The following is a 25,952-nucleotide window of genomic DNA, read 5'->3' on the forward strand; positions in this document are numbered from 1 at the left end:
TGCCAACCTGATACCCATTTCGTTATTTTCTCACCAGCTGCCCTTCTCATTGTTTTTCCAACCTCATATTTTCTTTCCCCTGCATTCCACCTTACTCCCCCTCATTCCCCTTCCAAAATAGAAGAAGAACTGAACGCGATGACTAACCTCGCTTTCTTCGAGCTGCATAATTGATCAATCTGAAGCCACTCACTCTCCGCTAGATTAAGGTTGATCTGGTCAATAGCACCGTTCGCTTCCAATCGGGAAGCGTACATCTTTTCCTTATCGCCTTCCACCTTAGAGAGCAGATTAGAACTCTTCGGATTATCCACTTCCACATTCGCAGAAGACTTCACGGAAGCTACCGTAATTTCCTTCTCATCAAAAAGCCTGCGCGAGCTGCCATCAGCGCCAGACACATAAATACGCACCCGATCCCCGGCACGAATTCCATTTGAAACCGACAATAAATATTCCTTGGGAATTTGAAAAGTAGCCTGCTGCTCATTGGGGAGCAAATGATAACGATTCACCTTCCACTTCAAAATAGGCTCCTGCTTACCAAGAGGTATCAACGTCTCCAGCCCAACCACTTCCGCCAGCTTCGTCATCATGCCTCCCGTGTAACTGCCCTTCTGAACAGCTCTAAATTCCACCATATCCTCACGAATCAGGACACCGGCCCGAACAAAATCCTTCGGAACCACAACCTGAACAGTCTGCTGCAGCTCGACCTGATTCACCTGCATGACATACACCCCATATACAAGCAATCCCGCCATAACCGCAGCAACCAAACTAATAAGCAGGCTTCTCCTGCGATTCAAAACCTCACCCCCCTTTTTTCTTGCAAAAACAAAAAAGAACGCAAACCCCGGATACAAATCCGAAATCTGCGTTCTTCGCAAATCAATACATTCTTGATATAAAGTTCAAAAGCTACAACCTAAAAGTATCACATAAACTTCCATTTTTCAACATATATTTACAAGCTATGGTATCTTGGGGAGTAAACCTATTTCACAAGCCCATATCTGGGCACTATCCCTTAGACTCAGGAACTATCCGCCCACCAACTTTGAATTCCCAATTAATTCCATACACTGTGGCAGTCTCTATCTTTGATCATCAATCTATAGACACTATCCCCGCGACTCAGAAACTATCAGTCCATCAACTTTGATCTTTCAATTCCTACCACAGCCAAGGCAATCTCTATCTTGTAGCTCCTGACAAATTAATCCAAATGAACCTCAAATACCACTATCCCTTAAGTTGATAAACCAAGTCATAGGTGTCGACCATACAGTCTTGAGGCTCTAACACCAACCGAGGAAGTGCTATCTTGCTCATTCAAATTTAGACACTATCCCCACGACTCAGAAACTCCAAGTTTTGTCTCTTCTTATGCCACGTTTTCCATCATTCTACTTTTGTAGATACCACAGAAAAGGCATCTATCAAACATATGAAGTAGTCGGCTAACAACATCTAACATCTGAGGTGAAAGAATTCGCCATAACCAATTTTCCTGAGTAAAGGGGATAGTGATCTTTGTAGATACCACAGAATCCAGAACCACACCTCACCTATTGAACTTCGTCCAGCGTAGGGAGCGCAGGAATCGCCCCCCTGCGCGTCGTTGTAATCGCGCCTACGCGGTTGGCAAAGGCGAATACCTGTTCCACGGCTCCTGTTTCAGCTAGTACATCAACGATGGTAGCTGGCGTAGCGCCAAGCGATACCAGCTGATAAAGCATGCCGCCGACAAAACTATCGCCGGCGCCAGTCGTGTCCACGGCTGCCACAGGCGTGCCGGGGATGACGACATCCTGCCGTGCGGTCACGACACGGCAGCCCCCAGGGCCTAAAGTGATGATAATCACTTTAGGTCCGCGCTGCAGCAGCTGCTGCGCACCTGTGGTCGCGTCAACGCCGAGGAGGAATTCGACTTCCTCCTCGCTGACTTTGACCACATCCGCAAGCGGTAGCTGCGCAAGGATTTCTGCCCGAGCTGCGTCAGCGCTCGGCCACAGCGCCAGGCGCACATTGGGGTCGTACGACACCAATGCGCCAAATTCTCTCGCTCGGCGCGCTGCGTCCAGCGTCGCGGTGCGGCAAGGCTCGGCGATCAGTGATACCGAGCCGAAATGATAAACCGCGGCGTCTTCCAGCCACTGTGCCTGGACTTCGTCTGCGCGCAGCAGCATGTCCGCCGCCGGGTCGCGGAAAAACAAGAAGTCGCGCTCCCCATCCGCGCGCAGTGAAACAAACGCAAGACCGGTCTTCGCCTCATCGGTCTGCACTACTGCCGTATGCACACCGACTTCGTCTAGCGTGCGCACCAAAAAATCGCCGAATGGGTCACGGCCGATTTTCCCGATAAACCTTGCGTCGCCGCCCAACTTGGCGACCGCCGCAGCAACATTGGCCGGCGCTCCGCCCGCCGCCCGCTGGAAGCTCGTAACGTCAGCCAACGCTTGCCCGTTCACCTCTGGTACGAAATCAATCAAAAGCTCACCTAAACATACGATATACGTTTTACCCATTCCATTAATCCCCTGTCGTTTGATATCCTAATGCGTTCATCACATAGGTGGTTGTTTGCGAAATTAACGTCTGCATATCCGGCCGCTCCTCTGTAAACAAAAGCTCAAAAAACTCCCTCTGCTTATAAAAAAATATCGAGCCCAGCACAAACATTAGTGTGCTATCCAAGGATTCATAATGATAAATCCCATCCTGTCTGCCTTTTTCCAAAAACTCTCTGACCTTTTTCCATATGGGATAAACCAGCTCTCTTATCTTCTCAACACGTGGGGTTATCGTAATGATCTCCATCTGCAAAAGAGTAATTAACTGAGGGTCAGCCGTTCTAATCTGAATAACTTCTTGTATGATGGTTCGGATACCAAAGACGGGGTCCTCAATAGCAAAGAAATCATCTAGCTTATGAATTGGGAAACCCTGCTTAAATATCTCATAGAAAACGCTCTCTTTTCCACCAAAATAATAGGAAACCAGAGCCACATTGGCCCCGGCCTCCTCACATATTTGACGAACACTAGTCGCATCATAGCCATTCTTCGCAAACAGCTTCTTCGCTGCCAAAAGAATTTTCATTTTCATATCTAATTCTTGTTCAGCCATTCTATCAACGCCCTCCTCGTACTTGAGCTAAGCGGTTTGTGGACGTTGTTCCATAGCAGGTACTGCCTTTGCCTTTTTCACAGACACAACCAAGATATCAATGACTAGTGCAACTGCGGCAATAAGAAACAAGAAACCGACTTCTTTTGCAACACCTGGCCCACCAAACAAGATATTCATTAACCCATTCACTGCATAGGTAGCTGGGAAAGCATTACTGATTGTATGATAAAAATGCGACAAAAGCTCCCTTGGCACAATGGCACCCGAAGACACCAATTGCAAGGATAACATTGCGATGTTAAATAGCATACCTGCGTTCCCAAACAATGTCAAAAACATTTGAGCGACGAGCGCAAAGGTGAGTAAGAATAAGGTTTCGAAAGCCCAGAGGGTTAAAAAGCCTTTCTCCACATGCCCGCCCAAAGCAACGACCATCGTTGTACTAATCAACCCCACAACAGCGACGGCTACAACAGTAACAACGATACGTGCAGTCATTTTGCCCATTTTATTAACAGATGCACCCAGTATATTCGTAGATACATTAAAGTTCATTCCCATGATCATCGTACCCACAATAGATGCAAGCACGAGCATCATAGGAAGCATCTGATTCGGCATATCCTTTACTTTATTGGTACTTTGAATGTCCGAAGTCACCTTAGTTGCGAGTCCTTGAGCTATTTGCCCTGCTTGCTCGGCTGGTAATTTCGGATTCATCTGTGTTAGAACTGCTGATGCCCCAGCTGCTACAGCCTCTTTGTTCACAGATGCCGTGACATTCCCGGCTACCGCTTGCATCACGGACTTCGTCATAGAAGGATTAGACTCATTAATTGTATATGTAATGGGTACCGTCTGTCCTGGTGTTTGAAGCTGTCTAGAGAAATCAGCTGAAATATGCATAACCATCTGAACCTGACGATCATTTAACAGATTTAGCGCTTGTTCTTTAGAAGCCACTATCTCTGTTTGAAACGGAAGGTTTCCTTGCAGGTTCTGAACAATTTTGCTCCCCAAACCTTGATCTTCATTGACGATCGCGATCTTTAATTGGCTCGTGTTATCGGATACTCCCGCATAACCCGTCATCCAAATCAAACTAAACAACAACTGAAACGTAATGGCTGTGATGATCCCTACCTTCGTCGTTGCTTGTTTTAAAAAAGCACCAAGTGCTTGTTTCATTTTAACCACTCCTCTTTGTTAAACGATCGTTTAAATTAAACGTTTGTTTAAATTATAGAATGGAGCTGATAAACTGTCAATACAAGATCAACTGACTAACGACAAGAAAATACCTTCATTAGCGACAAGAAATTCGATTTATTACGCGCTCTTTTTCGGGCTTCCGTCCTACTTGCAAATGGTACGTCATGTCAGCGAATTCTCACGATCATCGAGGATATCCAAAGCATGCTCTCTTATGTCGCAAATCAGGTCCATTGATTATCATAACAAAAAAACCTAGGATAAGCAGATTTTAACTACTTAGTCCCAGGTTCGATAAACCATTGCCTTGGAAGTGCTTTTTAGCTGTTAGGATAAAGGGCTAGAATTAAGTCTATCTCCAAATTTACAATACCGCTTACTTAATCGCTTGTTATTTCAGTTAATCCTTCTACTGCTGCCTGTAAAGATGATTTTGCTGCAGCAACTTCCTCTAGTGTAGTTTGTGGATTTCTTAACAAAGCTTTTGCTTCTAATAGTGCTGAATGGAAGGTTTTCCAACTTTCCTTGGTGTAGTTTTTTGGTTCTTTATCTTGATTTGCATCATACAATTGCTGCAGTTTTACTTTATTTACTTCAACTTTATTTGTGCCCGTAATTACATCAATACCATCCAAAACAAATGTACCGCCTTTAACAACAATTTTAGCACTGTGATTGGTTTCTTTTAGTCCCCGAATATTATAAGATGTTTGTCTGTCTCCTTTAGAATAAATTCTAAAATTCTCATCGATTAATTGATCATCGATATACACGTCAATTAATGCATCCGGAGTCGATCCGAATAAATTAAACCCTGATCCTTCAAAGTCGAAGATCATACTACTGTTAGGACCATCTGCTTTAGGCGTACTGTAGATATTGACTCCACGGTAATCCATAAAGTCTTCTTTCCTTACATTATTTTTCAGAGAAACTTTTAATGTATGCGGTTTTTCTTCCAGGCCTCTTACCGAATACATCACGCCGTCGGGATTTACGCTATAGTTGCCCGCATCCATACCATCAAGTTCGAAATTATATTGTGACTTTACGCCAGTCCCAGCCAGGTAATCAATGCCTGTCCCCATGAAGTTAATCAACAAATACGGATCATCATTAAAATGCGCCCAAGCATTCGTATCATTCGAGCCCCAGGTACCAGTCTTTCTAAATGCATAAACTGTATTTGTTACACTCCCTATTTGTGTTTCATCTGATATTATATCCTTTGGACCTAATTTTTTAACTGCCATAACAGGGTCAGTAGTTTCGATTTCTGCTTTGGTAAAGCTTATATACTTTTCTTTTGCTATTACTTTAAGTGTGTGTTCTTTATCTTCAAGATTCTCTGCAGACCAGACCACTTGATGAATTTCGCTATTATTCACATAATTTGCTTCACCGACTAATTCACTATCTAAATAAACATCTGCTTTTCCATTTGACGGATTCGTTATACCAAATAGCCTGATTTCAGTACCCTTAAATTTAATTTCAAAAGAAGCCCCCGTTGATCCCCAAGTATTCACACTGTTTGATGGCCAGTTTCCGGAATAGAATACTTTGTTTAAAGTCCCTGGTACCTTTGTTGAGTCCCTGAATCCTACAGTGACTCCGTTCCAAACAGGAACATCTGTTTTTGCAGTCATTTGCGTGCGGTTAAAATGCGCATATCCCGCTTGTGTATACTCCCATTTTCCAACATACCCGATTGGGTTCAATGTGTCCGTATTGTTCAAAGCTTCTTCTTCCGTAACGAATTTCTTTCCTTGTGCACTGTCATATTTATCTGATTCATAAGTGTATCCTTTAATTGGATCTACACGTAAATTATCGATTAGGGTTGTATAATAACCGGACCCTAACGCAACTCTTCCAGCCATTACAGTAGAATCAACGTCAGCATATGCAGCGATTTCTTCTCCATCCAGATAAAGTGTAAATACATTTTCTTTAGCTTCAAATGCTAAATTATGCCAAACCTTGTTATCGAAATGTTCAATAGTTCCACTGTTTACAACTTTCCCAAGTTTAAGAATCTCGTATCTTCCATCCGAATATACACGTGCATTGTATGGAGCATGGGAATCTGTACCACCGGCTTTCACTTGTCGTACCCCAATTAAGGCATAATTACTTCTTCCTTGTACTTCAGGTGTATGCGTATCTAATAAAAAGTCATAAGAAACTTTATAATTCACCCAGCGATGATCACCCAGAGTGGTGGTTGGGTTACTGTTAGATGCTGATCCGTCTTTGCCGCCCCAGACCGCCCAATCTGCTCCAATGATGTCAGGAGTGATTTTCTGTTGTAACATATTTCCATGGGCCTTTGCATCCGGAATTTCCAGATCAGTAATTGCTGCACTTCCACCAGATAGCGGTTTAGTTGCTTTTTTAACAACTTCAAAAGCGGCTGTCTGGTCAGTGGTATAACGCGGTGTACCTCCGCGACGATCAACATAATCTCTGCTTTTTTCATCGGTAGAATATTTATCGTATTCAAAATCATCCGTATATGGTAGAGGTAGTATAGTGTCTTTCGATGAATCAACTGGTTGTGATTGATATTCAAAACCTTCAACCTCAGATTTTTTATCTAATGTTGAAATGGTCACGACGGAATACGGTTTCACTTCAACTTCATATACACCATCTTTTGGTGTGATTCTGCTGACATTTTTAAACCAGTTAGCATCATAATTTTGACCTTCATCTGCCCCGCGTGTTTCCCAAACATAGACCGGTGCATTCTCTTTTCCATTTAGATTTTTAGGATTAATCTTATATTTACGTGTATTCTTTGTATTATTTGCAAAAATTGTTGTGTAATCATCCGTTTCCGGATCTTTTAATGTCATATAATTCTGAGTACTCGTATCGACATCTACACCGCCATCGAAGAAAGCTCCATCACTAAATGTTGCATCTTTAACATACATCCAGCGCTCATTTTCGGGTGTGGTGTGATCGTCATATCCGACAAAGTTCATAACATGACGAACTCCTTGCAACCCGCCATCCACTTCATAAAAACCGGACCATGGATCATACGCACTAATCAGGTGCTTCGGATTATAGGAAGAACCTTCATAGAAGGCTGCAACCGAAGGTTGAAAATCAAATGAAACCGCATTAAGCGGATTGCTGCCAGCTCCTGTCCACGAATACACGGAAATAATACGCGAAGTTACATCAATAATCCCTGCTTTTCCTCCGAGCCCTTTATAATTTGGTTCCATATTTTCACGATAACGAGCATTTATCATTGGTGCAATTCCCTCGGACACCCAAACTTCTTTTGGCTTTTTGCCTGCAGCAATCAGTTTATTTTGCAATTGAGTCAATTCATTTGAGCCAGTCAATCCGTAATGGGAACTGATTACATCAATTTCATCAATCAAATCCGGATTACCCAGCAGTGCACGACTGATTGTTGCCGTATCACGATAGCCATCTGCGGCAACAAGCTTAATATTTTTGTAGTCTGCATCATAATTTGGCTCTTCTTTGATTATTGAAGTAAAGTATTTCAGCCATTCAACCTCATTTTTTCCATTATTATTTTGAGATCTTTCATTTTGAGAGATCCCAACATAATCTATTTTAAATCCATACTCATCATAAACGGCATCGATTGTCTGTTTGTACCATTGGTATCGATTCTCATATTCATGGTTTGCAGCACCATTCCATGTCCAACGCGGTTCACCCCATCGTAAAATTTCGGTCGTGATATCTGGGTTGATAGATTTTGCATCGGCGGCAAATTGAAACCCTGCTCCTCTGAGTACGTTTGCTGGTTCATCTGCATAACGCATGGTTGCGGGCTCAGTTCCTGAAGATGAATTAACATCAGCACCTAACTCTACTTTGACGTGCGTTAGTCCAGCCCCTGTTTCTTTGTTAAACAGCTTATTCATTATTTCCCAATATGCTTTCGGATTCTCTTCTTTGTAATCTAACAGCAAACGAGATGTATTATTAGCTGTTACCGTTCCAAAACCTTTAAATCGGTTATATTCATCTACATTGTTTCCATCAATTGTAATTATTTTTGTAATACCTTCAGCTTTAGATTCATTTGTATCCATAAAGACAACTGACCCAAACAGCATGGAAGTAACACATAAATAACCAACGATCTTTTTAATTTTTTTTCCTTTAATTATCATTTATTAATCATTCCTTTCCATTATCCTAAATGAAACTGCTTTTCCAACAACTGTGTTTGGAAATGGTGCAATGGCGATTACTATCTAATGGATTTTTGTTTTTTAATATACAACTATATTGAAATGATTAGAAAGCGCTTTCATTTTTTGAACTGTTCTTTACTTTAATAGTTATCCTTTTCTTTCACATTAAAACAATACCTTCTCTTATGTTCCCCCTCTCTTTATTTAAGTTTCAAATATAGTATTGTTAGTATTTTTATTATTTCATATTATCTTTCGTTTTTTATGCTATTATTTTGACTTTTTTGATGTTATCTTTACAAATGAGTACAACTTTTCAGCCAAACGAACGGGAGTTGATTCATAACGATCAACTCCTAGTAGAGATGGCAGCCATTGGACTAACGATTTCTCTAATTCCCGAACGGATTCAAGCTGCACTACATTGACTGTAAATCAAATCGAAACAGCTCGATGCTCTCTTTGTCATTGTTGTTTCTGCTTAGTTTTGTCATGAATACGATGTCACGTTTACCGGCATGGTCTTGCTGTTGAATTATTTCCATTTTCGTCTGAAAGCGAACCGGATCATAATGGAGCGATAAGTGGACACGAGAGTCCGCCCATATGATAGTTCCCTGTGTGATCTCAGGGCAGATTCGACTAATAAACCTCTCTTCAACCTCTGTTGCATTCGTATTCACGAAATCGATTCTATCTTCTATATTTAATACGAATGCGTCCGGACCTTCCCCACATTCCCATATAAACCTCCTGATAAAGCCCCCCAGCTCCGCTTCCAAGGGATATGCATGTGTCAAATCAAGCTCTATTGTGGAACCCCTCTCTGTTTCCTGAACGCCGATCACCTTAGCGCAGAACTGTTTACCGGCAGCCTGATAAAAACCATTCAATACAGGGACGGAATGACCGGCGGAGGAGTTATTCAGAATCGAATATCGGCCTTCACCGAAATAGTCACGGGTATAGAATCCGCTTCCTAGATCACACAATAGATTAGTACCACCCCCATGGATGATAAAATGGCCCAGATCATTATGGTTATGGGGCTCTCCGTTATGCCCAGCTTTTGTGGAAAAAGCCGATGTATAGCTGTCGGCCCCTCTCCGGTCAATATACCAGCCTAATGTATTTAATTGGGTTAACCCTGTAGAAAAAGGAGCGCTTTCGGCTGGCATACGAGTCTCGCTCCAAGCAATGTTACGGATTAAATGGGCCCACCTGTAGCATGGATCATCATGCAAACCGGGTACGCTTTGGCTCATGACGGAAGTGCATTCACCAAACCGCTTTCCCAGATATCCCAACAATCCTGTCTGGATGGCCATTCTCTCCGGGGAATCCGAGTAATTGGCAAATACCCCCCCTGACAAATGAACCGCTTCCGGAAATGCTGCGATTGCTCTTATTTTATCCAAATCCAACAGATCATCTAGACCCCTGGAATATTCACTCAGCATGTCTGCGAAGTAAACAAAATAACCAAAGCCGTACTCCCAATAACCGATTCCTTCTGCACAGCCACCGTCCTCCCCGTAACCGGACAAGAAGCAATTCATCGCCGCTTTCATCCTTTGGATCATTTTCGCCAGCCGATCATCATCCTTAACAAGAAGCAGCGCTGCCATCCCAATTGTTCCTCCACATACAGCTGCCCAGTTATGCTCGGCTGTCTCCCAATGGAGTAGCTTATCACTGCTGAAAACCGGCTCAAACACCCGCCGCTCCACTTCCATTCTGACCCGCAGCTGAATATCGCTCGACAATTTGTCTTGCAAAAGAATCACAATTTCCGCCAGCGTATGAGCCGTTTCCGCTGCGAACAGGTCCACCGTGAGCGGAGAGCTCACTGAACTGCCAGCCGGCAAATGCGCAGGCAAACACCACGTGTATTCGTTGCAAATGTCCCAAATGACATCTTGCAGCGCTTCGCAATGAACCGGATTATCCGATGCCAAACTAGTCAAGGCGAGTGCAGAGAGGATTCCCCTACGGCCAAAATACACACGTTGATACTGCTCACGCTCGCCACTGTTTTCGAATAAACGAAACAATGAATAAGTCAGCTTTGGCATCCCCTCCAACATGTAGCGTTCTATTGTTTTTAGTACCTCTTCCCGTAGATGCGCAAACTTTATGTCATTAACCAATCTCTCTCGAATCAGCTCAGCTTTCATCATCTCAATCATTTCCCCTTTATTTCAACAATCGATAATCTTTCGGTGAGTATCCGCTGTGGGTCTTAAAGAGCTTAATGAAGTAGCTGGTATTGTCGTAACCAAGGGATTCCGCGATCTGTTCTACGGTATTGCTGGACTGATCTAGTTTCTCTTTGGCCTTCTCCATCTTGACCCTTGTCACGTATTCGATGAAGGTTTCTCCGGTTTCACTCTTGAAAATTCGACTGAAATAACTAGGGTTCAAATTCAACGTCAGCGCGGCTTCTTCCATACTGATTTTCTCATGCAGCCGTGCTGTAACGTACTTCTTTGCTTCATGGATTTCAAGCCTTTGCGAGCCCTGCTTGATTTCACCTGCCAGATGAATCTTATCCCTAATAAACGTTATAAAAAACTGTTCAATCTCATGAAGCGTATCCATCTGTGCGACATATTGATGCAATGGTCCAATGGCATGTTGGTCTTGGAAATGTTGCAGCGAATTGTACTTTAAATCAATATCCATCATCAACTTCAAGGTCCAAGAGCGGACCGAATCTGCAGTGAAACGCTCATCCCTCAGAAATTGCATCCATTCTTTGACGACGATACCGTAATCCTGGGATTCTAAAGCTATCAATTGCCTGATCTCATCGATCGCTTTCTGGTAATAGGGAAAAATATCCGCTTCGGAGGTTTTAAATGGAATCCACTTATAAATGCTGCCCACTGATGCATAAAACCGCTGATCGTTGGCAGAAACGAGAGTTGTCATGTTCTTTTTCAATTCAAAGAGATTTGCAGCCGGCTCGTAAGTAACAGCAGAGACCGTAATTCCGATTCGCTCAAACGCACGAAGAAGCGTTGCCAAATAACCACGAATCACCTCGTAGGGATTGATCTTCAAGTTTTTCACAAATGGGAACAAGAGGAAGGATTGTTTGGAACTGTAACGAAAACTAACGCCAAGCCGCGGCGCATCAATGATTTCATTGACAATATTATCGAATGCAAAAGTGAACAGTTCTTCTGTTTGAAACCGTTCTTTTACTTCTAAATATCCGTTTAGGTAGAGCAAAACAGGCATGCAGGGCTGAGTAACATCTTCTATCCCGAAATGTTGGAGCTCCAGAAGCAATTTATGTTCATTGATAATGGGATTGCTGATGATATTTCGAATAAATTCATTTTTGATAGATGAAGTATTTTGGTCAAGCACACGGACCAAACGATCGTTTTTTTGCCGTACCGCTGTACGTGCTTGAATACTTTCGGAAAGCTTCCGTAAAATTCCGGTAAGCTCTTCCGGCTGTAATGATTCTTTCAAAATATATTCTTTTACGCCAGCCTTAAGTGCTTTCTGCGCATATTGAAACTCATCATGGCAGGACAATATGATAACCTCGAGATCCGGGTTGTTAGCTTTGACTAATTCGATCAATTCAAGGCCATTCATTCTCGGCATCCCAATGTCCGTTATGAGTACATCAGGCATTTCTATTTCACTATGCTCCAAAGCCTCACGGCCATCTGAGCACAGGGCAATCACCTCTAACCCCAATTCTTCCCATGGGATTGACTTAGAGAGAAATTCTATAACTGGATAATGATCATCCGCAAGAATGACTTTAATCATGATGGCAACCCCCTAATTAGCGGAATGGAAACAGATACCACCGTACCTTGATCCAACTCACTTTCAATCTGCATCGTACACTGGTTGCCAAATAGCATGAACAAGCGGTTGTAGACGTTCGCCAACCCTATACCCGACATACCGCTTGAAGACTCGGCAATTAATTCCGATTTGCTCTTCTCCAGCTTGTTCATTAATAAGCCAAGCTCATCTTGTGTCATACCGCTGCCATCATCCTGGACTCTTACTATTAAGCGTTCATTGCGTATTGCCGATTCGATCGTGATGATTCCTGCACGATTTTGCAAGCCATGCAGCAATGCGTTCTCAATGATCGGCTGTAATAAAAACCTCGGAACCCATACATTTCCGGTTTCCTCGGCGATCAAGATTTGATCATGGAACGGTTCTTTTAATGTAGATTTCATCAGGTCCATATATTGTTTAGCGATGACGACCTCTTCGCTTAAAGTTACCATTTTATCTTGTTTCTGTATCGTCATACGGAGCAGTTGAGATAAGGAACTGATCAAATCAGCATTTTCCCTATCGCCATTCAACATAATCCGCATCCGAATCGAATTTAATATATTGAACAAGAAATGCGGACTGATCTGCGCTTGCAGCATTGAAAGCTCCGCTTTCCTCGCTTGCTCCTGCTCCCCATGGATCTGTATGACCATCTGTTCAATTCTGTCTAACATTTGGTCTAAGGATCTACCTAGCTTGCCGATCTCATTAGAACCTCTTACTTCCGAACGAATGGACAAGTTTCCGGATTCAATGCTAGAAACAACTTGTCCTAAACGGACGACGGGCTGGGTGAAACGACGCAGCATCCATACTAAGATTCCAACGAAAACAGCTACGAATCCGATTTGCCATAAAAAATTGGCTTGATAAAATTGATTAATACTTTTGGTAGCTTGGTTATATGGCATTAAGCTCACCAATGTCCAGTCATCGAAAGGCAGTTTAGCTGTGGCATAAAGATTAGGAACTCCATTTATATCTATAATAGGTCGATCAATCGGTTTAAGCAGTTCTTGATAATAAGGAAAAGATTCTCCCAAATTTTCTTTTCCGGAAATGATAGTTCCATTGCGGTCCAACAGCATTATATTTTGTTCGGTGTAGCTTGAGAACACAGATCGCATCCGATTTTCGCTTATGCTTATAATGACATAAGCATATGGCTTGATAAGTGATGTCCGGAGCGTTCTGACAAATGTAATCACATAAGGATCTGTATTTTTTTCGATGTCCAAATAATTACGATGAAAACCCAGCCAATAATTCTCATAAGCCCCCAACTGATATAACTTGCTAAACCAAGGCTCCTCCATAAACTGTAAGGGATTGAAGTCTTTATATAACAAATAATTGGAGAAGAACCTTTTATCCGTAGTCAAAACAGTTACGAAAACGCCGGACTTATCATGCGTCAAGCTATGCAATTTATCTGTTACATAGTTTTCTGAACTGGTATACGTAGGAATCTTCAGATATGGCGTTAACTGAGAATCAATTTGAATATTGTTCGCAACACTGAACATCCCCTCTATTTGGGAATACAATTGAGTTTTAACCAGCTTCAATGATTCCTCCGCATTGGTAACAGCCTGCTTCTCAATGAGATCCTTGGTGAAGAGATTACTAAGATAAAGAATAATGGCAAATGGAATGATCAGGCATACAAGTGAGGATAGTATGATCTGCTGCCGTAGCGATGATGTTAATCGAAACCCTTTCATCCTCTGTCACATTCCTCTCATTTGTAATATGCCCCATAAATTAGGAAAACAAGGACCTGGTGAACAGGTCCTTGTTTAAGCATAACATTATTTGCTGTTTGCTTTTATCAAATCTTTAATTTTCGTCCTGGCATTTTTGATCGCATCATCCACAGATTGATTGCCTAGCAGCATCTTCTCTTGCTCGGTAGTCAACGCTTTTTCCAGTTCTGCTTGGTACGGTACTGGGATGAAAGGAGGAGCAGACTTCGTTACGTCCAGAACATACTTGAGCGATTCTTTATCCACTAGCTTATCAGCATTTGCGCCAACTGTCATCGAATCGATCAACTTGTTCATATCTGCCTTCTTCCAACCGGAGAGGTATTTACCTTGAAGCACAATCCCTTCCGTTGCCATCCATTTCACGAAAGTATAAGCCTCTTGCTTATGCTTCGAGCTTGCACCTACAGCAAGGAAATCGCCGTCTGTCTTGCTTGCAATCGGATCACCTTTTTTAGCCGTTGGATAAGGAGCGAATACGGTCTTAAATGTTTGTTTAATCGGACCTTCGCCTGCAGCTTCAGGAATCATCCACGAACCAATTTCGATCATGCTTGCCTGTCCGTTCATGTACACATTTCGGTAATGAAGCTTTTGGCTGATTGTATCTGCATAAGGGATTGCAGAGCCGTCCTTCATAGCGCGATCACGAAGCTGTAGGCCTTGACTGAACAGATCGTTATCTACATTCTGTGTACCGTCTCTCTTGATCAAGCTATTGTTATCAATTTGACCCATCAGAGGCAGCATCGCATAGTCTACCCAAGTGTGAAAATAAGTACCATAACGCTTTTGGGCACCCTCGCCTTTAGTCATTTTCTTAGCATAATCGAGATATTCATCCCAAGTCCATTCTTTCGGAACCGGAAGTCCAGCCTCGTCCAAATGAGTTTTATTCAGCATGACGAAATATTGGTTTACTTTCCCTGGAAGCGCATAATACTTCCCATTAACTGAATAGTCTGATTTGAACTCGTCCGCATACTTAATTCCGTCTTTCGTCAAGTAATCGTTTAGAGGCTCCAGAAGCCCAATAGCGGCGCGTTGCGCAAAGTTGCTTGGCGAGTTCAAATCAACGATGTCAATACTTTCACCAGAAGCTGCAGCAAGATCGATCTTTTTCATCGTTTCATTCGCATCATTAACGACACCTACGACGGATTCGATTTTGATATTCGGATATTTCTTATTAAATTCCGCGAACAACATGTCAAACTTCTCTATTTTTTCATCATACCAATGATAAAATTTCAGTGTTACTTGCTTAGGCTGCTCGGTTGCTTGTCCTTTATCTGCAGGCTTTGCGGTATCTTTGTCTCCTGATGCTCCACATGCGGACAGCAGGCCAGTCATCATAACGGCACTAAGCGCAATTGCTGTTAATTTAATCTTCATTCAAGTTGCCTCCCTTTTTCTAGTTAATTGTCGTTTGTCAGCGTTTACAGCTTGAATATATCACTTGGGTGGTTAAGTAAAACAGATAAAAATTTTTCTATTATAGAAATATTTTTTCTCTTCTAGCCCTTTACCCCTCCAACAGCAATACCTTCTATTACTTGTTTTTGAGCCACTACGAAAATGATTAGCAAAGGAATGATCGCTGATACGGCACCAGCCATAATAAGCGAATAAGTTTGGCCGCCATAGGCGTCGGAGAATTTTTTGAGAGCGATTGGGATCGTATACAAGATATCCGATTTAATAAAAATAGTCGGGTTTAGGAAGTCATTCCATGTCCATATAAACCTTAGAATGGCGTATGTGGCTACCGCTGGCCTTACAAGCGGAAATGCAATAGAGAAGAAAATTCGAATATGGTTGGCTCCATCCATCTTTGCCGATTCAATGAATTCATTATGGATGCCCATATAAAATTGCCGAAGCATAAAAGTTCCTAGAACACTAACGCTACCGAGCAGAATTAGTCCAAGATGACTATTAAATAGCCCGAGCCAGCGATATAAGACAAATTGCGGAACTAGAAAGGCTTGGTGTGGCACCATATAAGTAGCCAAAACGATGATGAAGATGATCTCTTTTCCTTTAAAATTAACTTTCGAAAAACCGTACGCGGCCATACTGGAAATCAATACAGATAACACCGTCGTAATAACGGAAATCTTAATGGAATTAAAATAATAGAGTGCAAACGGGTACTTTCCGTTCCAAACCTCCGTATAGTTCTGTATTATGTTCCACTGAGTAGGAATCCATTGAATTGGAAATATGAACACGTCCGCTTCAACTTTGAAGGAGGTGGAGATCATCCACAAGAATGGGAGAAGGAATATGACGCCGAATAGCAGCATGATTGCAGTAACAAGCAATTTGCCCGGTTGTAGGGTTGGTTTCATAGATATTATGCTCCTTTCTTCTAGTAGTTCACCCATTTTTTCTGAGCAACCCATTGAATCATTGTAATCGCGAGAGTGATGATTAGAAGCATGATCCCCATGGAAGAGGCATACCCTGTCTTCAGATTAACAAAGGCCGTTTCAACCAAATAATACACCATTACATTTGTCGAATCTGCCGGACCGCCTGAAGTAAGAACCGCAATCAAATCGTAAATTTTAAACGTACCTATAATGCCGGTAACCAGTAAGAAAAAAGATGTAGGAGAAAGCATAGGCAAGGTAATTGAATGCAATTTATGCCAAGTGGATGCTCCATCAATATCCGCTGCTTCGTATAAATCCTGAGGGATGTTCTGAAGGCCGGCCATATAAATAATTAAACTAAAGCCAATACCGCTCCACACTTGAATCATCATCACGGAATACAGCGAAAACTTGATATCCGCTAACCATTTAGGCGGATTGTCCACGCCTATTGACATTAAAAACTGGTTTACAGGCCCGAAAGATGGGTGGAACAATACTTGATACACGACTGCAATGGCGACAATAGTTGAAATATAGGGCATAAAATAAATGACCTTGAAAAACCCTTTTAAATAAACATGTTTGTTAATTATAATGGCTAAGAGCAATGAAATCAGCATGGTAATAGGGATTGTAATCATTAAGACGGCATTGTTTTTCATGGATTGGAGAAATATCGGATCATGAAACAGCCTGATGAAATTGTCCAGCCCTACGAATTTGATTTTATCGATTCCTGCAATGAAGTTCCATTCTGTCAGACTCAAGTACATAGTTGCCAGAATGGGCAACAAGGTAAATATGGTTAAGCCGATCAACATAGGCCCGACAAAAAAGAAGCCCATTGCCGTTTCCCTCCGTTGTTCAACATTCCGTTTCTTCCTCATAACCGGGACTTTAATTCCAGCCGTATCGTTCATTTCAGCACCTTCTCTCTTGCGATTGTTAATCTTAGTATAAGAATTAATGCCATGAAAGACATGCCATGATTTTTGCATTTTTCAAAAAAATTTGTTCATGCAAATAACACTTCACTCTAATATGAGTAAAATTTGTTTCAATTCCTACAATATACTTCATTATTAGAACGGCACAATTTCTACTATAATATGATTAAAAGAAATTCTTAAAATCGCCCTGAATGGCGGAAAGGTTGGATAATAATGAAGCAAGAAGAACTGCAACAGGTTTGGCAACGTATTCAGAGCAAAGTGGACGGAATGATAGAGGATATCGGAGACCGCTGCCCTCATGTAGCCCGTGTCGACGGCCACTATGACCATATGCCCCTTGACTGGTGGACATCAGGCTTTTGGCCGGGAATGCTCTGGATTCTTTATGATATGACGGGTGAACAACGCTACCTTAATGCGGCTACCCCCTGGGATGAGAAGCTTGAGAAGCTTTTTATAGAAGAAAATGATCTGTACCACGATGTCGGTTTTCAGTTTTTGCCAACTGCGGTGGCTAAATATCTAATTACTGGTGACCGTGATGGCAGACGCAGGGGACTTGCAGCTGCTAATTTCTTGGCAGGCCGTTATAATCCTGTAGGCCGGTTCATTCGCGCATGGAACGGAGATGACCAGACAGGGTGGGCAATTATCGATTGCTGCATGAACCTGTCTCTGCTTTATTGGGCATCCAAGGAATCGGGTGATCCTAGATTTGCCCATATTGCCAATGCTCATGCGGATACGGCGCTTACGCATTTCCTCCGCCCTGATGGCTCCAATTATCATATTGTTTGCTTTGATCCGAATACCGGAGAAGTGGCTCGTACCGATGGCGGACAAGGGTATGGTCCTGATTCTGCCTGGAGCCGAGGACAAGCATGGGCGCTTTATGGAATGGCGAATATCTACAAGCACAACGGTGAAAAGCGATTCCTCGATGCAGCAGAGCGGAGCGCCTACCATTTCCTAGCTTCACTACCTGAAGATTCTGTTCCCTATTGGGATTTCCGTCTTCCGAACACAGATGGAGAGCCGCGGGACTCCTCAGCAGCGGCAATAGCAGCTTCCGGCCTTCTGGAGCTTGCTGAAGTATCGGAACCCATTGTAGGAGCCTCATTTAAGAAAGCGGCTGTCCGTATTTTGGACGCATTGACTAATTCCTATTCAGCGTTAGATCAAGTCAACCATTATGCGATTTTGAAAGGAGCTACGGGACATAAGCCTGAAAATAAAAACATCAATGTATCAATTATTTATGGAGATTATTATTATCTGGAAGCGATGGCCAAGCTAATGGACTGGAAGCGGAGGTTTTTCTAATGGCTCACCAGGTGGTCCATCCGATCAGCCTTAACCCTTTGCAAACAAGGGATGATCTAATAGACGCAATAAAGCAGCTCTGCGACCCCGTCAAACCTTATTACAGCAAAGGCCGCTCACGGTTGAATCTCGCGGGAAGCGGTGCTGCCTATCCAGATGAGTTAGCAGGTTTTGAGGGCTTTTCCCGTCTCCTCTGGGGGCTTGTCCCCCTGCTTGCGGGAGGGGAATCTTATGATATTTGGGATATCCAGCTGGAAGGCATTAAGCATGGAACGGACCCTGAGCATGAAGAGTATTGGGGTGATCTGAACAATTACGACCAGCGTATGGTAGAGATGGCTGCTTTGGGTATTGCTCTGTGTCTCACTCCTGATACGATTTGGGAGCCTCTAAACGATCGGGAGAAGCATCATTTGGCCGCTTGGCTCAGTCAAATCAACCAATATCAGCTCTGGAATTGCAACTGGTTATTTTTCCTCGTGCTGGTCAACTTGGGGCTCAAATCCGTAGGCATGCCTTATGACCAAGTACGCATGGACCAGTGCTTGAATACACTAGACTCATTCTATTTGTCGGATGGATGGTATTCGGATGGTGAAGGTGGCCACAGCGATTACTATGTTCCGTTCGCTATTCATTATTATGGGCTTCTCTACGCTAAAATCATGGAATTCGAGGATCCTGAACGTTCCCGTCTCTATAAAAGCCGAGCGGTTGATTTCGCTCAAGATTTCATTTATTGGTTTGCGCAAGATGGCTCCGCCCTGCCTTATGGTAGAAGCCTTGCTTACCGATTCGCCCAGTCTTCGTTCTGGAGTGCCGCTGTATACGCAGGCATTGAACCGTTTCCTCTGGGCGTGATGAAAGGGCTGCTTCTGCGAAACCTGCGTTGGTGGTTCAAGCAGCCGATATTTAACCCGGACGGCACATTAAGCGTCGGATATGCCTATCCGAACTTAATCATGGCTGAGAACTACAATTCTCCGGGATCGCCTTATTGGGCGCTCAAATCATTCTTGCCTTTAGCGCTTGGCGGGGATCATCCGTTCTGGACTGCGGAGGAGCTGCCTTTACCGCCGTTAAATAAAATTTCGACGCAAGCGCCCCCTCACTTGGTGATTTGTAGACAGGAAAATCATAATCATGTACTGGCCTTTAATTCCGGTCACCTATCAACCAATGAACATACTCACACCTCTGCAAAATACGAAAAATTTGTTTACTCCAATGTATTCGGTTTTAGTGTACCCAGAGCCGAGTGGGGACTCGCCCAAGGAGCATTTGACTCCATGCTTGCGCTTAGCGAAGGAGATAATATTTTCCGAGTAAAACGAAAATGCGAGGAATATTCGATCCAAGAGAATACCATCTTTACAAAGTGGAAACCATGGTCGAATGTTACAATCCAGACCTGGTTGATTCCTGGCGCCCCGTGGCATGTCCGTATACACTGTATAGACTCAGAACGTTATCTCGATACAGCAGATGGAGGCTTTGCCTTAGGTCTTGAACATAATCATTATCATGGCGGACAAAGTTCAGCAACGAAAAATGAAATCATCATGCAGAATGAAAATGGGGCATGCGGTGCCAAAATTTTATATGGGAACGGAAAACCTGATTTGATTTATCCCAATTCGAACACGAACATTAAAGCCTCGCGTACCGTAATCCCTACTGTGAAAACTGGTATACAACCCGGTAGAAACTGGTTAGTATCGGCCTTCTACGGCGAAGCAGATAGGACAGCCTTTCCAGAGAGTGTCCAAGAAGCGCCTTATGCTGAAGTGAAAGAAAATCTATTAATCATTTATGCGGCATACGGATCGATACGGTTTTCCCAAATGTTTTTTATAGCATAAGGAGGAGTGAGTTGGGAAATAAGGGAAATAGCGCCCTTCCTAATACTTTCCGAAATAATGACAAAAGCAGCCGCAAGCGGCTGCTTTTAATGTTTTTTAACTCATGGACTCGATTCCGAATTTGCTTCTCGAACACTCGCTAGCAAGCTTGTCTCCCTCTGTTTATCATCTTGGCGATTCATAAAACTGTATGGAATAAGAGAAACCAGCTTCCAGCCGTTCATAGGGAATTCTCGCTTAGAGATCAAATAGTCTGATGATCCCCACAAACATTAAAATCGCAGAATTTCACGACAAGAAACTAAAGCGCGAAAAGAAAATCCCTCGAATATGTGCAGAAATCAAAAGTGTATCACGGAAACAACTTGAATATTGGATATACTACTTCACCATTCAACCTCCAAGGAACAGATTGCTTACAGCACTTGGATTTGACCCCAATAAAAGAAACAGCGGTAGCCATGGCGTAGGTTGTGTTTGGAAATAATGGATGTTTGAAAGAACAACCAATAACCAAACAAAGACTACAAAACAAAAGTAGTCGGTTCATTATGAGTAATTATACAAAATATGTGGTTTTTTTGGCTACGAGACAAACACAGGCTGCCGTATTGTTACGGCAGCCTGTATTCTTGTTAATAATTACCCGCGAAGCGGCTTGGCGGCGGTACATTTTCTACTTTTTCGAATGAGCCCATGTACACAGCTCGCTTCGCCACGGTAGCCTCCGCAGCCTCCAACGCTTTCACGTTGTCCCCGCTAAACAGCTCATCAATAATCCATTTCTGACCGAAACCGGCATGAACCACTTCGTCGGCCCAATCGAAATCCTGGAAGGTTGTCATTAACGGGTCATGGACAATGTCCCGGCAGAATTCCCATTCTTCCCTTTTTCCCGGGGGGTATTTCATTGCAGCTTTTTCAATGGCAATGGTTAAATGCGTATAGGCTTCATCGTTATTAAACAATTGACTAGTCATATCATACCAACCCGTCCAGTTCGGAATGGCATGGACATCATAGCCCTTACTCCGCAGCGCCGCTTCTCCGAACCAGCAGTGTCTGACTTCATCCCATAGATGTCTCGCGGTATCGTAGTAGAAGGACCATGGCTTCCCTTCCGTAGAGAAATGCACATAGGCAACGCCCTCAGCAGGCGACATCTCGAAATAACGGGAAAGCATCATTTGGAGAAAACGCCCTTCATCATTGTCTTCGAATGTCATTCCCTTCATTTTGACGACGGACGTTTGAAAACGATTGTCTCGGGTACTCGTGAACGGTAGCTGAAAAGGTTCCGTAGTCACTATCAAACTCGCATCCACCGATACCTTATCGGCGCATCCGTCAATGCCTCCGGCTGCTTGCAGCAGCGCTTGGATATATAGCTTCCAGCGCTCAGCGCTCGCTTTCTCCTCCTCAGTCGCTGATTCCGTAAAATGAGCAATCGCCTGCTTGCCCCAAACCATTTGCCCTTTGCGGTCAATGAGCTGATGCTGCAAAAGATGTATCGTCGGTTCATCAACGAGCGGCTGCGCTTCAGAAAGATACTTATGTATCGCATTGATGAGCGCCGGCTTCAACACTTCAAAAAGTGCGACAAGCAAATTCAACGTATTAGCCGATGCCAAAATGCTAGCCATCAGCGCCTCTAAAGGATTATCCGGGCATTTCTCAAAAGCTCTTGTGCCCATCCGAAGCTGCTTGCAGCGGTTCCGGAGTTGGTTATAGAATTCGGCATCCTGCCAAGTAAAGCGGGCTAATGCTCCTTTCACTTCATACTCCGGCCGTGCCGTCATATGACCCGCTTCCAGTCTCATGGAACTTCGGTCTACATACGCAATGCGCTGAAGACGCCTAGCTGATTCCTCAACAGACAAGCCAATACGATCCCAATGTTCAATCCCCATGAATGGATGGAGCATCTTGATACCACTCCCTCAAATATTTGTATTATGGACATCTAGCTATGGCTTCATATTACTGATAAATCGGTGTAAAATGAATTCACTGCAACACCTAATCTTTGTACTTTTCTACATAAAGGAGAAACCTGAAGATGGAAGTGACATCTCATTTAGACTTGAATGGCAATTTCGGCAAAGTCACCTGCGAGCGGACATGGAAATGGGATACGCGGCATCAACCATTAGAAGATTTCGATTTATGGTATGCATGGAGCGGTACGGGTACGATGCTTCGAAACAAGAAGACTTATTCGGTCGAAGGCGGAACATGTTTTTTATTCCGGCCGGGAGACAGAACCGCAGCAAGTCATGATCCGCAGCAGCCTTTAACGGTCACATACATTCACTTTTCTTTACCTGCCTCTGAACAAATTATGCAACGAATTCCTTCCGGTTTTCATTTTGTAAAAGATCGATTTGTGTTCGAAACGTATCTCAATCGCTATGTGGAAACGATGATGGAGAATACGAGGGATTCCGCACTTGAGGGGAAATTGCTGTTGACTTTGATGTTGATGCAGCTAAAACGCGAGGAAGAGCAGCCGGCTGCACATCCTGCCGATCATTTATCTGCGATGATTCGAATGCTTGCTTACCGCATCCGCCAGACGCCGGGCATTCCTTATTCTCTGGGATCTTTAGCGGAGAACGCAAACTTATCTCCTCGCTATTTCTCTTTAAAATTCAAGGAAATCATGGGGATTTCGCTTGAACAATTTTTAATTCAGACACGCATTGAACGAGCCGAACACCTACTGCGCTTTAACGGGATGAATGCCTCTGAAGTGGCGGAAGCTTTGGGGTACAGAGACTTGTCTTTTTTCAGCAGACAATTCAAAAAGATAAGAGGAAAAAACCCTTCCGATATTAGGAAGGAAGGGGCTAGACGTTAGATTCAATAAAGCTTGTCCTTGCAACACGAGCCGTTCTGTGCTCTTGGAAGCCAGTAAAGCGAGAGTTATTTCTTGTACGCATCGAACAACGCGATTTTGGCGTACATATCCTCCAGTGTAAATCGCGCATCCACCTCGTTGTACCACCGAATGAAGCGTTCTTTTTGGTGATGGACATAGCACATATCCCGTGTAATTCGTGGTGCGCACTTCATTTCATAGGCATATTCATGGGTATCCAAAAGCAGACTAACCGCCGGCGAATCGTCTAGCAACCACATTTTTCCTTTCGGGAAACGTGGATTCCCAGCTGCAGCGGCGGTACAACTGAAAGCTGGCGAGCCGGCAGCCAAGACATTCTGGAACGGTAAGCTGGCAAATGTCGTCAAGCTCACGGAAGCGCCGGCTACGGATTCGGATTCGAAACAAGGGGCTCCCCTTCTAAGCTTAACCCATCTCAGGATTTTGTTCGGCGTGACCACAGCTTACTATGATAAGGTTTCCTATGGAGATAAGAATATGACGCTCAGCACCACGGAGTATGAGATTTCCGGCTTTGACCTGCCCGAGAAGGCAAACGCAGCAAAGCTTCATCGGGCTGCTGTATGAGGTACAAGGATGAAAAGGAGATTGACCCGCAATTGCAAATCATTGTCAACAACCGTGAAGCTGCAGACAACCAATCCCCTGTTCAACTTGCACATATGAAGCACCTCTACTGGGCTATGCGTGTTATGTAGGGATATTCATTTCGTAAATACAACGACAAGAACCTCCCTACAAAGTCAAAAAACCTTGATTTAACAAGGTTTCGTTGTAGGTACTTTCATGTCGTTAGACTTCAACAGAAACAAAGGGTGATTTTTTCTTTTTTTCTTTTTGAGTTCCCTTTGTTTGCAGCTTCTTTAAAGGCTAGGAACTCTCCAAGTACCTTGGAGAGTTCCTGATAGCCAAACAACAATTTCTCGTGCATCGCTATGATCTCATATTTAACAAAGCCCTTATCTGAATTCTTTCGGGACTTTTCGAGCTACCTTCGTAAGTAGGGCAGCTTTGATAACTTGGTCCCTGACGGCGGTTACAACTCTTTGATTGAATACACTGGGTATAATATGATTCTTGTTTCTTTCCTCATCACTGATGATAGAGGCAATAGCTTCAGCCGCCGCTAGCTTCATTTCTTCATTGATCGTAGTAGCTCGACAGTCCAAAGCCCCACGGAATATTCCTGGAAAGCAAAGGACGTTGTTGATTTGGTTTGGGTAATCCGATCGACCCGTTGCGACAACAGCGGCAATATCCTCGATATCCTCAGGTAGAATCTCTGGAGTAGGATTTGCCATCGCAAAAATAATGGGATCTTCTGCCATGGTCATAACGTCTTCTCGAGTTAATAAACCGCCCGAGGAAAGGCCGATGAACACATCAGCGCCACGTAAAGCATCCTGTAAAGTTCCTTTAATCCGATTGGGATTCGTATGTTCAGCAAACCACTGCTTCATTGAATTATCCTGTTCTTTATCTGAAGTCAATATACCCGTTCGATCTACACCAAGAATTTCCCTTACCCCTGCTGCCAACATCATATTCGTGCAGGCAATACCTGCTGCTCCAACTCCACATACGACCACCTTAATATCACTGATCGACTTTCCCACTAGTTTTAAGGCATTGATTAAACCAGCATACATAACAACTGCGGTTCCATGCTGATCATCGTGAAAAACAGGAATGTCCAATTCCTCGCGCAATCGTTTCTCAATCTCAAAGCAACGAGGGGATGAAATATCCTCTAAATTTATACCTCCAAAGGAGGTAGCAATGTGTTTGATGGTTTGAATAATTTCTTCCGTATCCATCGTGCTCAAGCATATAGGAAAAGCGTCTACATCAGCAAATTGCTTGAACAGTACAGCCTTTCCTTCCATGACAGGCATAGCCGCGCGAGGGCCAATATTTCCCAATCCCAATACAGCACTTCCGTCTGATATAACCGCTACCATATTTTTCTTAATAGTTAATGTAAATACTTTATTGGGATCTTCATGAATGGCCATACATACTCTTGCCACGTCCGGCGTATACACCCGTGATAAGTCATCGCGATTTTGGATCTGGCTTTTGGGAACCGTGGTGATCTTTCCACCGAGATGAAGTAAGAAAGTTCGATCGGAGACATGTACAAGTCTGATCCCTGTAATCAGGGATAGCGCTTCCGTAATTTGATTAGTTAGTCCTGCATCGGAACCATTAACCGTAACGTCACGAACTGTATTCGTTACGCTAGAATCGACAATATCTATGGCTACAATGTCCCCTCCGGCTCTAGCAATAGCTGTTGCTACTTCGCCGAACTTAATATGTGTCTCCATTTCAATACGAAGAATAATATTATTCCCCTCAAAAAAAGATGATTTCCCCATTGTTAATCCT

The 25,952-nt window shown here is 43.3% G+C and carries 18 protein-coding genes; 4 read left to right on the plus strand and 14 right to left on the minus strand.

The genetic code is table 11. From position 1 onward, the window contains the following. Window positions 1–101: 101 nt before the first annotated feature. From QFZ80_RS28760 to QFZ80_RS28810, 11 genes are all read right to left on the minus strand, one after another. Window positions 102–809, minus strand: coding sequence for a CpaB family protein (locus QFZ80_RS28760; protein ID WP_307552392.1), 708 nt, complete (start codon window positions 807–809; stop codon window positions 102–104). Between the two features lie 762 nt (window positions 810–1,571). Beyond that, window positions 1,572–2,531 carry a PfkB family carbohydrate kinase gene (locus QFZ80_RS28765; RefSeq protein WP_307552390.1) on the minus strand — a complete coding sequence of 320 codons (960 nt, stop codon included), beginning with the start codon at window positions 2,529–2,531 and terminating at the stop codon, window positions 1,572–1,574. 4 nt (window positions 2,532–2,535) lie between these two features. Further along, complete coding sequence (locus QFZ80_RS28770; protein WP_307552388.1) at window positions 2,536–3,132, minus strand: TetR/AcrR family transcriptional regulator; 597 nt, start codon at window positions 3,130–3,132, stop codon at window positions 2,536–2,538. A 27-nt stretch (window positions 3,133–3,159) separates the two neighbouring features. Further along, on the minus strand, window positions 3,160–4,323 hold the full coding sequence (locus tag QFZ80_RS28775) for a YhgE/Pip domain-containing protein (RefSeq protein ID WP_307552386.1): 1,164 nt from the start codon (window positions 4,321–4,323) through the stop codon (window positions 3,160–3,162). A gap of 404 nt (window positions 4,324–4,727) precedes the next feature. Continuing rightward, window positions 4,728–8,522 (minus strand): S-layer protein, encoded by a 3,795-nt coding sequence (locus QFZ80_RS28780; protein WP_307552384.1) that lies wholly within the window; start codon window positions 8,520–8,522, stop codon window positions 4,728–4,730. A 443-nt stretch (window positions 8,523–8,965) separates the two neighbouring features. Then, entirely contained in the window at window positions 8,966–10,726 is a 1,761-nt protein-coding gene (locus QFZ80_RS28785; protein WP_307562218.1) for a heparinase II/III domain-containing protein, read from the minus strand. 16 nt (window positions 10,727–10,742) lie between these two features. Next, window positions 10,743–12,341 carry a response regulator gene (locus tag QFZ80_RS28790; protein WP_307562220.1) on the minus strand — a complete coding sequence of 533 codons (1,599 nt, stop codon included), beginning with the start codon at window positions 12,339–12,341 and terminating at the stop codon, window positions 10,743–10,745. Further along, entirely contained in the window at window positions 12,338–14,095 is a 1,758-nt protein-coding gene (locus QFZ80_RS28795; protein ID WP_307552378.1) for a cache domain-containing sensor histidine kinase, read from the minus strand. Before QFZ80_RS28795 ends, QFZ80_RS28790 begins: the two co-directional genes overlap by 4 nt. A gap of 87 nt (window positions 14,096–14,182) precedes the next feature. Next, window positions 14,183–15,532 carry an ABC transporter substrate-binding protein gene (locus QFZ80_RS28800; RefSeq protein ID WP_307552376.1) on the minus strand — a complete coding sequence of 450 codons (1,350 nt, stop codon included), beginning with the start codon at window positions 15,530–15,532 and terminating at the stop codon, window positions 14,183–14,185. Between the two features lie 122 nt (window positions 15,533–15,654). Then, complete coding sequence (locus QFZ80_RS28805) at window positions 15,655–16,491, minus strand: carbohydrate ABC transporter permease (protein WP_307552374.1); 837 nt, start codon at window positions 16,489–16,491, stop codon at window positions 15,655–15,657. 20 nt (window positions 16,492–16,511) lie between these two features. Continuing rightward, window positions 16,512–17,441 (minus strand): carbohydrate ABC transporter permease, encoded by a 930-nt coding sequence (locus QFZ80_RS28810; protein WP_307552373.1) that lies wholly within the window; start codon window positions 17,439–17,441, stop codon window positions 16,512–16,514. A gap of 243 nt (window positions 17,442–17,684) precedes the next feature. Here QFZ80_RS28810 and QFZ80_RS28815 point away from each other — a divergent pair, with 243 nt between their 5' ends. Continuing rightward, on the plus strand, window positions 17,685–18,797 hold the full coding sequence (locus QFZ80_RS28815) for a glycoside hydrolase family 88 protein (protein WP_307552372.1): 1,113 nt from the start codon (window positions 17,685–17,687) through the stop codon (window positions 18,795–18,797). After that, complete coding sequence (locus tag QFZ80_RS28820) at window positions 18,797–20,659, plus strand: DUF2264 domain-containing protein (RefSeq protein WP_307562222.1); 1,863 nt, start codon at window positions 18,797–18,799, stop codon at window positions 20,657–20,659. Before QFZ80_RS28815 ends, QFZ80_RS28820 begins: the two co-directional genes overlap by 1 nt. Window positions 20,660–21,294: 635 nt before the next feature. On the opposite strand, the gene QFZ80_RS28825 is transcribed toward QFZ80_RS28820, so the two are convergent. Continuing rightward, entirely contained in the window at window positions 21,295–22,584 is a 1,290-nt protein-coding gene (locus QFZ80_RS28825; protein WP_307562225.1) for a hypothetical protein, read from the minus strand. Between the two features lie 134 nt (window positions 22,585–22,718). Between QFZ80_RS28825 and QFZ80_RS28830 the strand changes: the two genes are divergently transcribed. After that, entirely contained in the window at window positions 22,719–23,519 is an 801-nt protein-coding gene (locus tag QFZ80_RS28830; RefSeq protein WP_307552367.1) for an AraC family transcriptional regulator, read from the plus strand. Between the two features lie 65 nt (window positions 23,520–23,584). Here the strand turns inward: QFZ80_RS28830 and QFZ80_RS28835 are convergent, their stop codons facing one another. Next, entirely contained in the window at window positions 23,585–23,914 is a 330-nt protein-coding gene (locus QFZ80_RS28835) for a hypothetical protein (RefSeq protein WP_307552365.1), read from the minus strand. Window positions 23,915–23,993: 79 nt separating this feature from the next. Between QFZ80_RS28835 and QFZ80_RS28840 the strand changes: the two genes are divergently transcribed. Next, complete coding sequence (locus QFZ80_RS28840) at window positions 23,994–24,128, plus strand: hypothetical protein (protein ID WP_307552363.1); 135 nt, start codon at window positions 23,994–23,996, stop codon at window positions 24,126–24,128. Window positions 24,129–24,520: 392 nt separating this feature from the next. Here the strand turns inward: QFZ80_RS28840 and QFZ80_RS28845 are convergent, their stop codons facing one another. Further along, window positions 24,521–25,942, minus strand: a complete 1,422-nt coding sequence (locus QFZ80_RS28845) for an NAD-dependent malic enzyme (RefSeq protein ID WP_307552361.1) — start codon at window positions 25,940–25,942, stop codon at window positions 24,521–24,523. Between the last annotated feature and the right edge of the window lie 10 nt (window positions 25,943–25,952).

Source organism: Paenibacillus sp. V4I7 (genome assembly GCF_030817275.1).
Taxonomy (GTDB): domain Bacteria; phylum Bacillota; class Bacilli; order Paenibacillales; family NBRC-103111; genus Paenibacillus_E.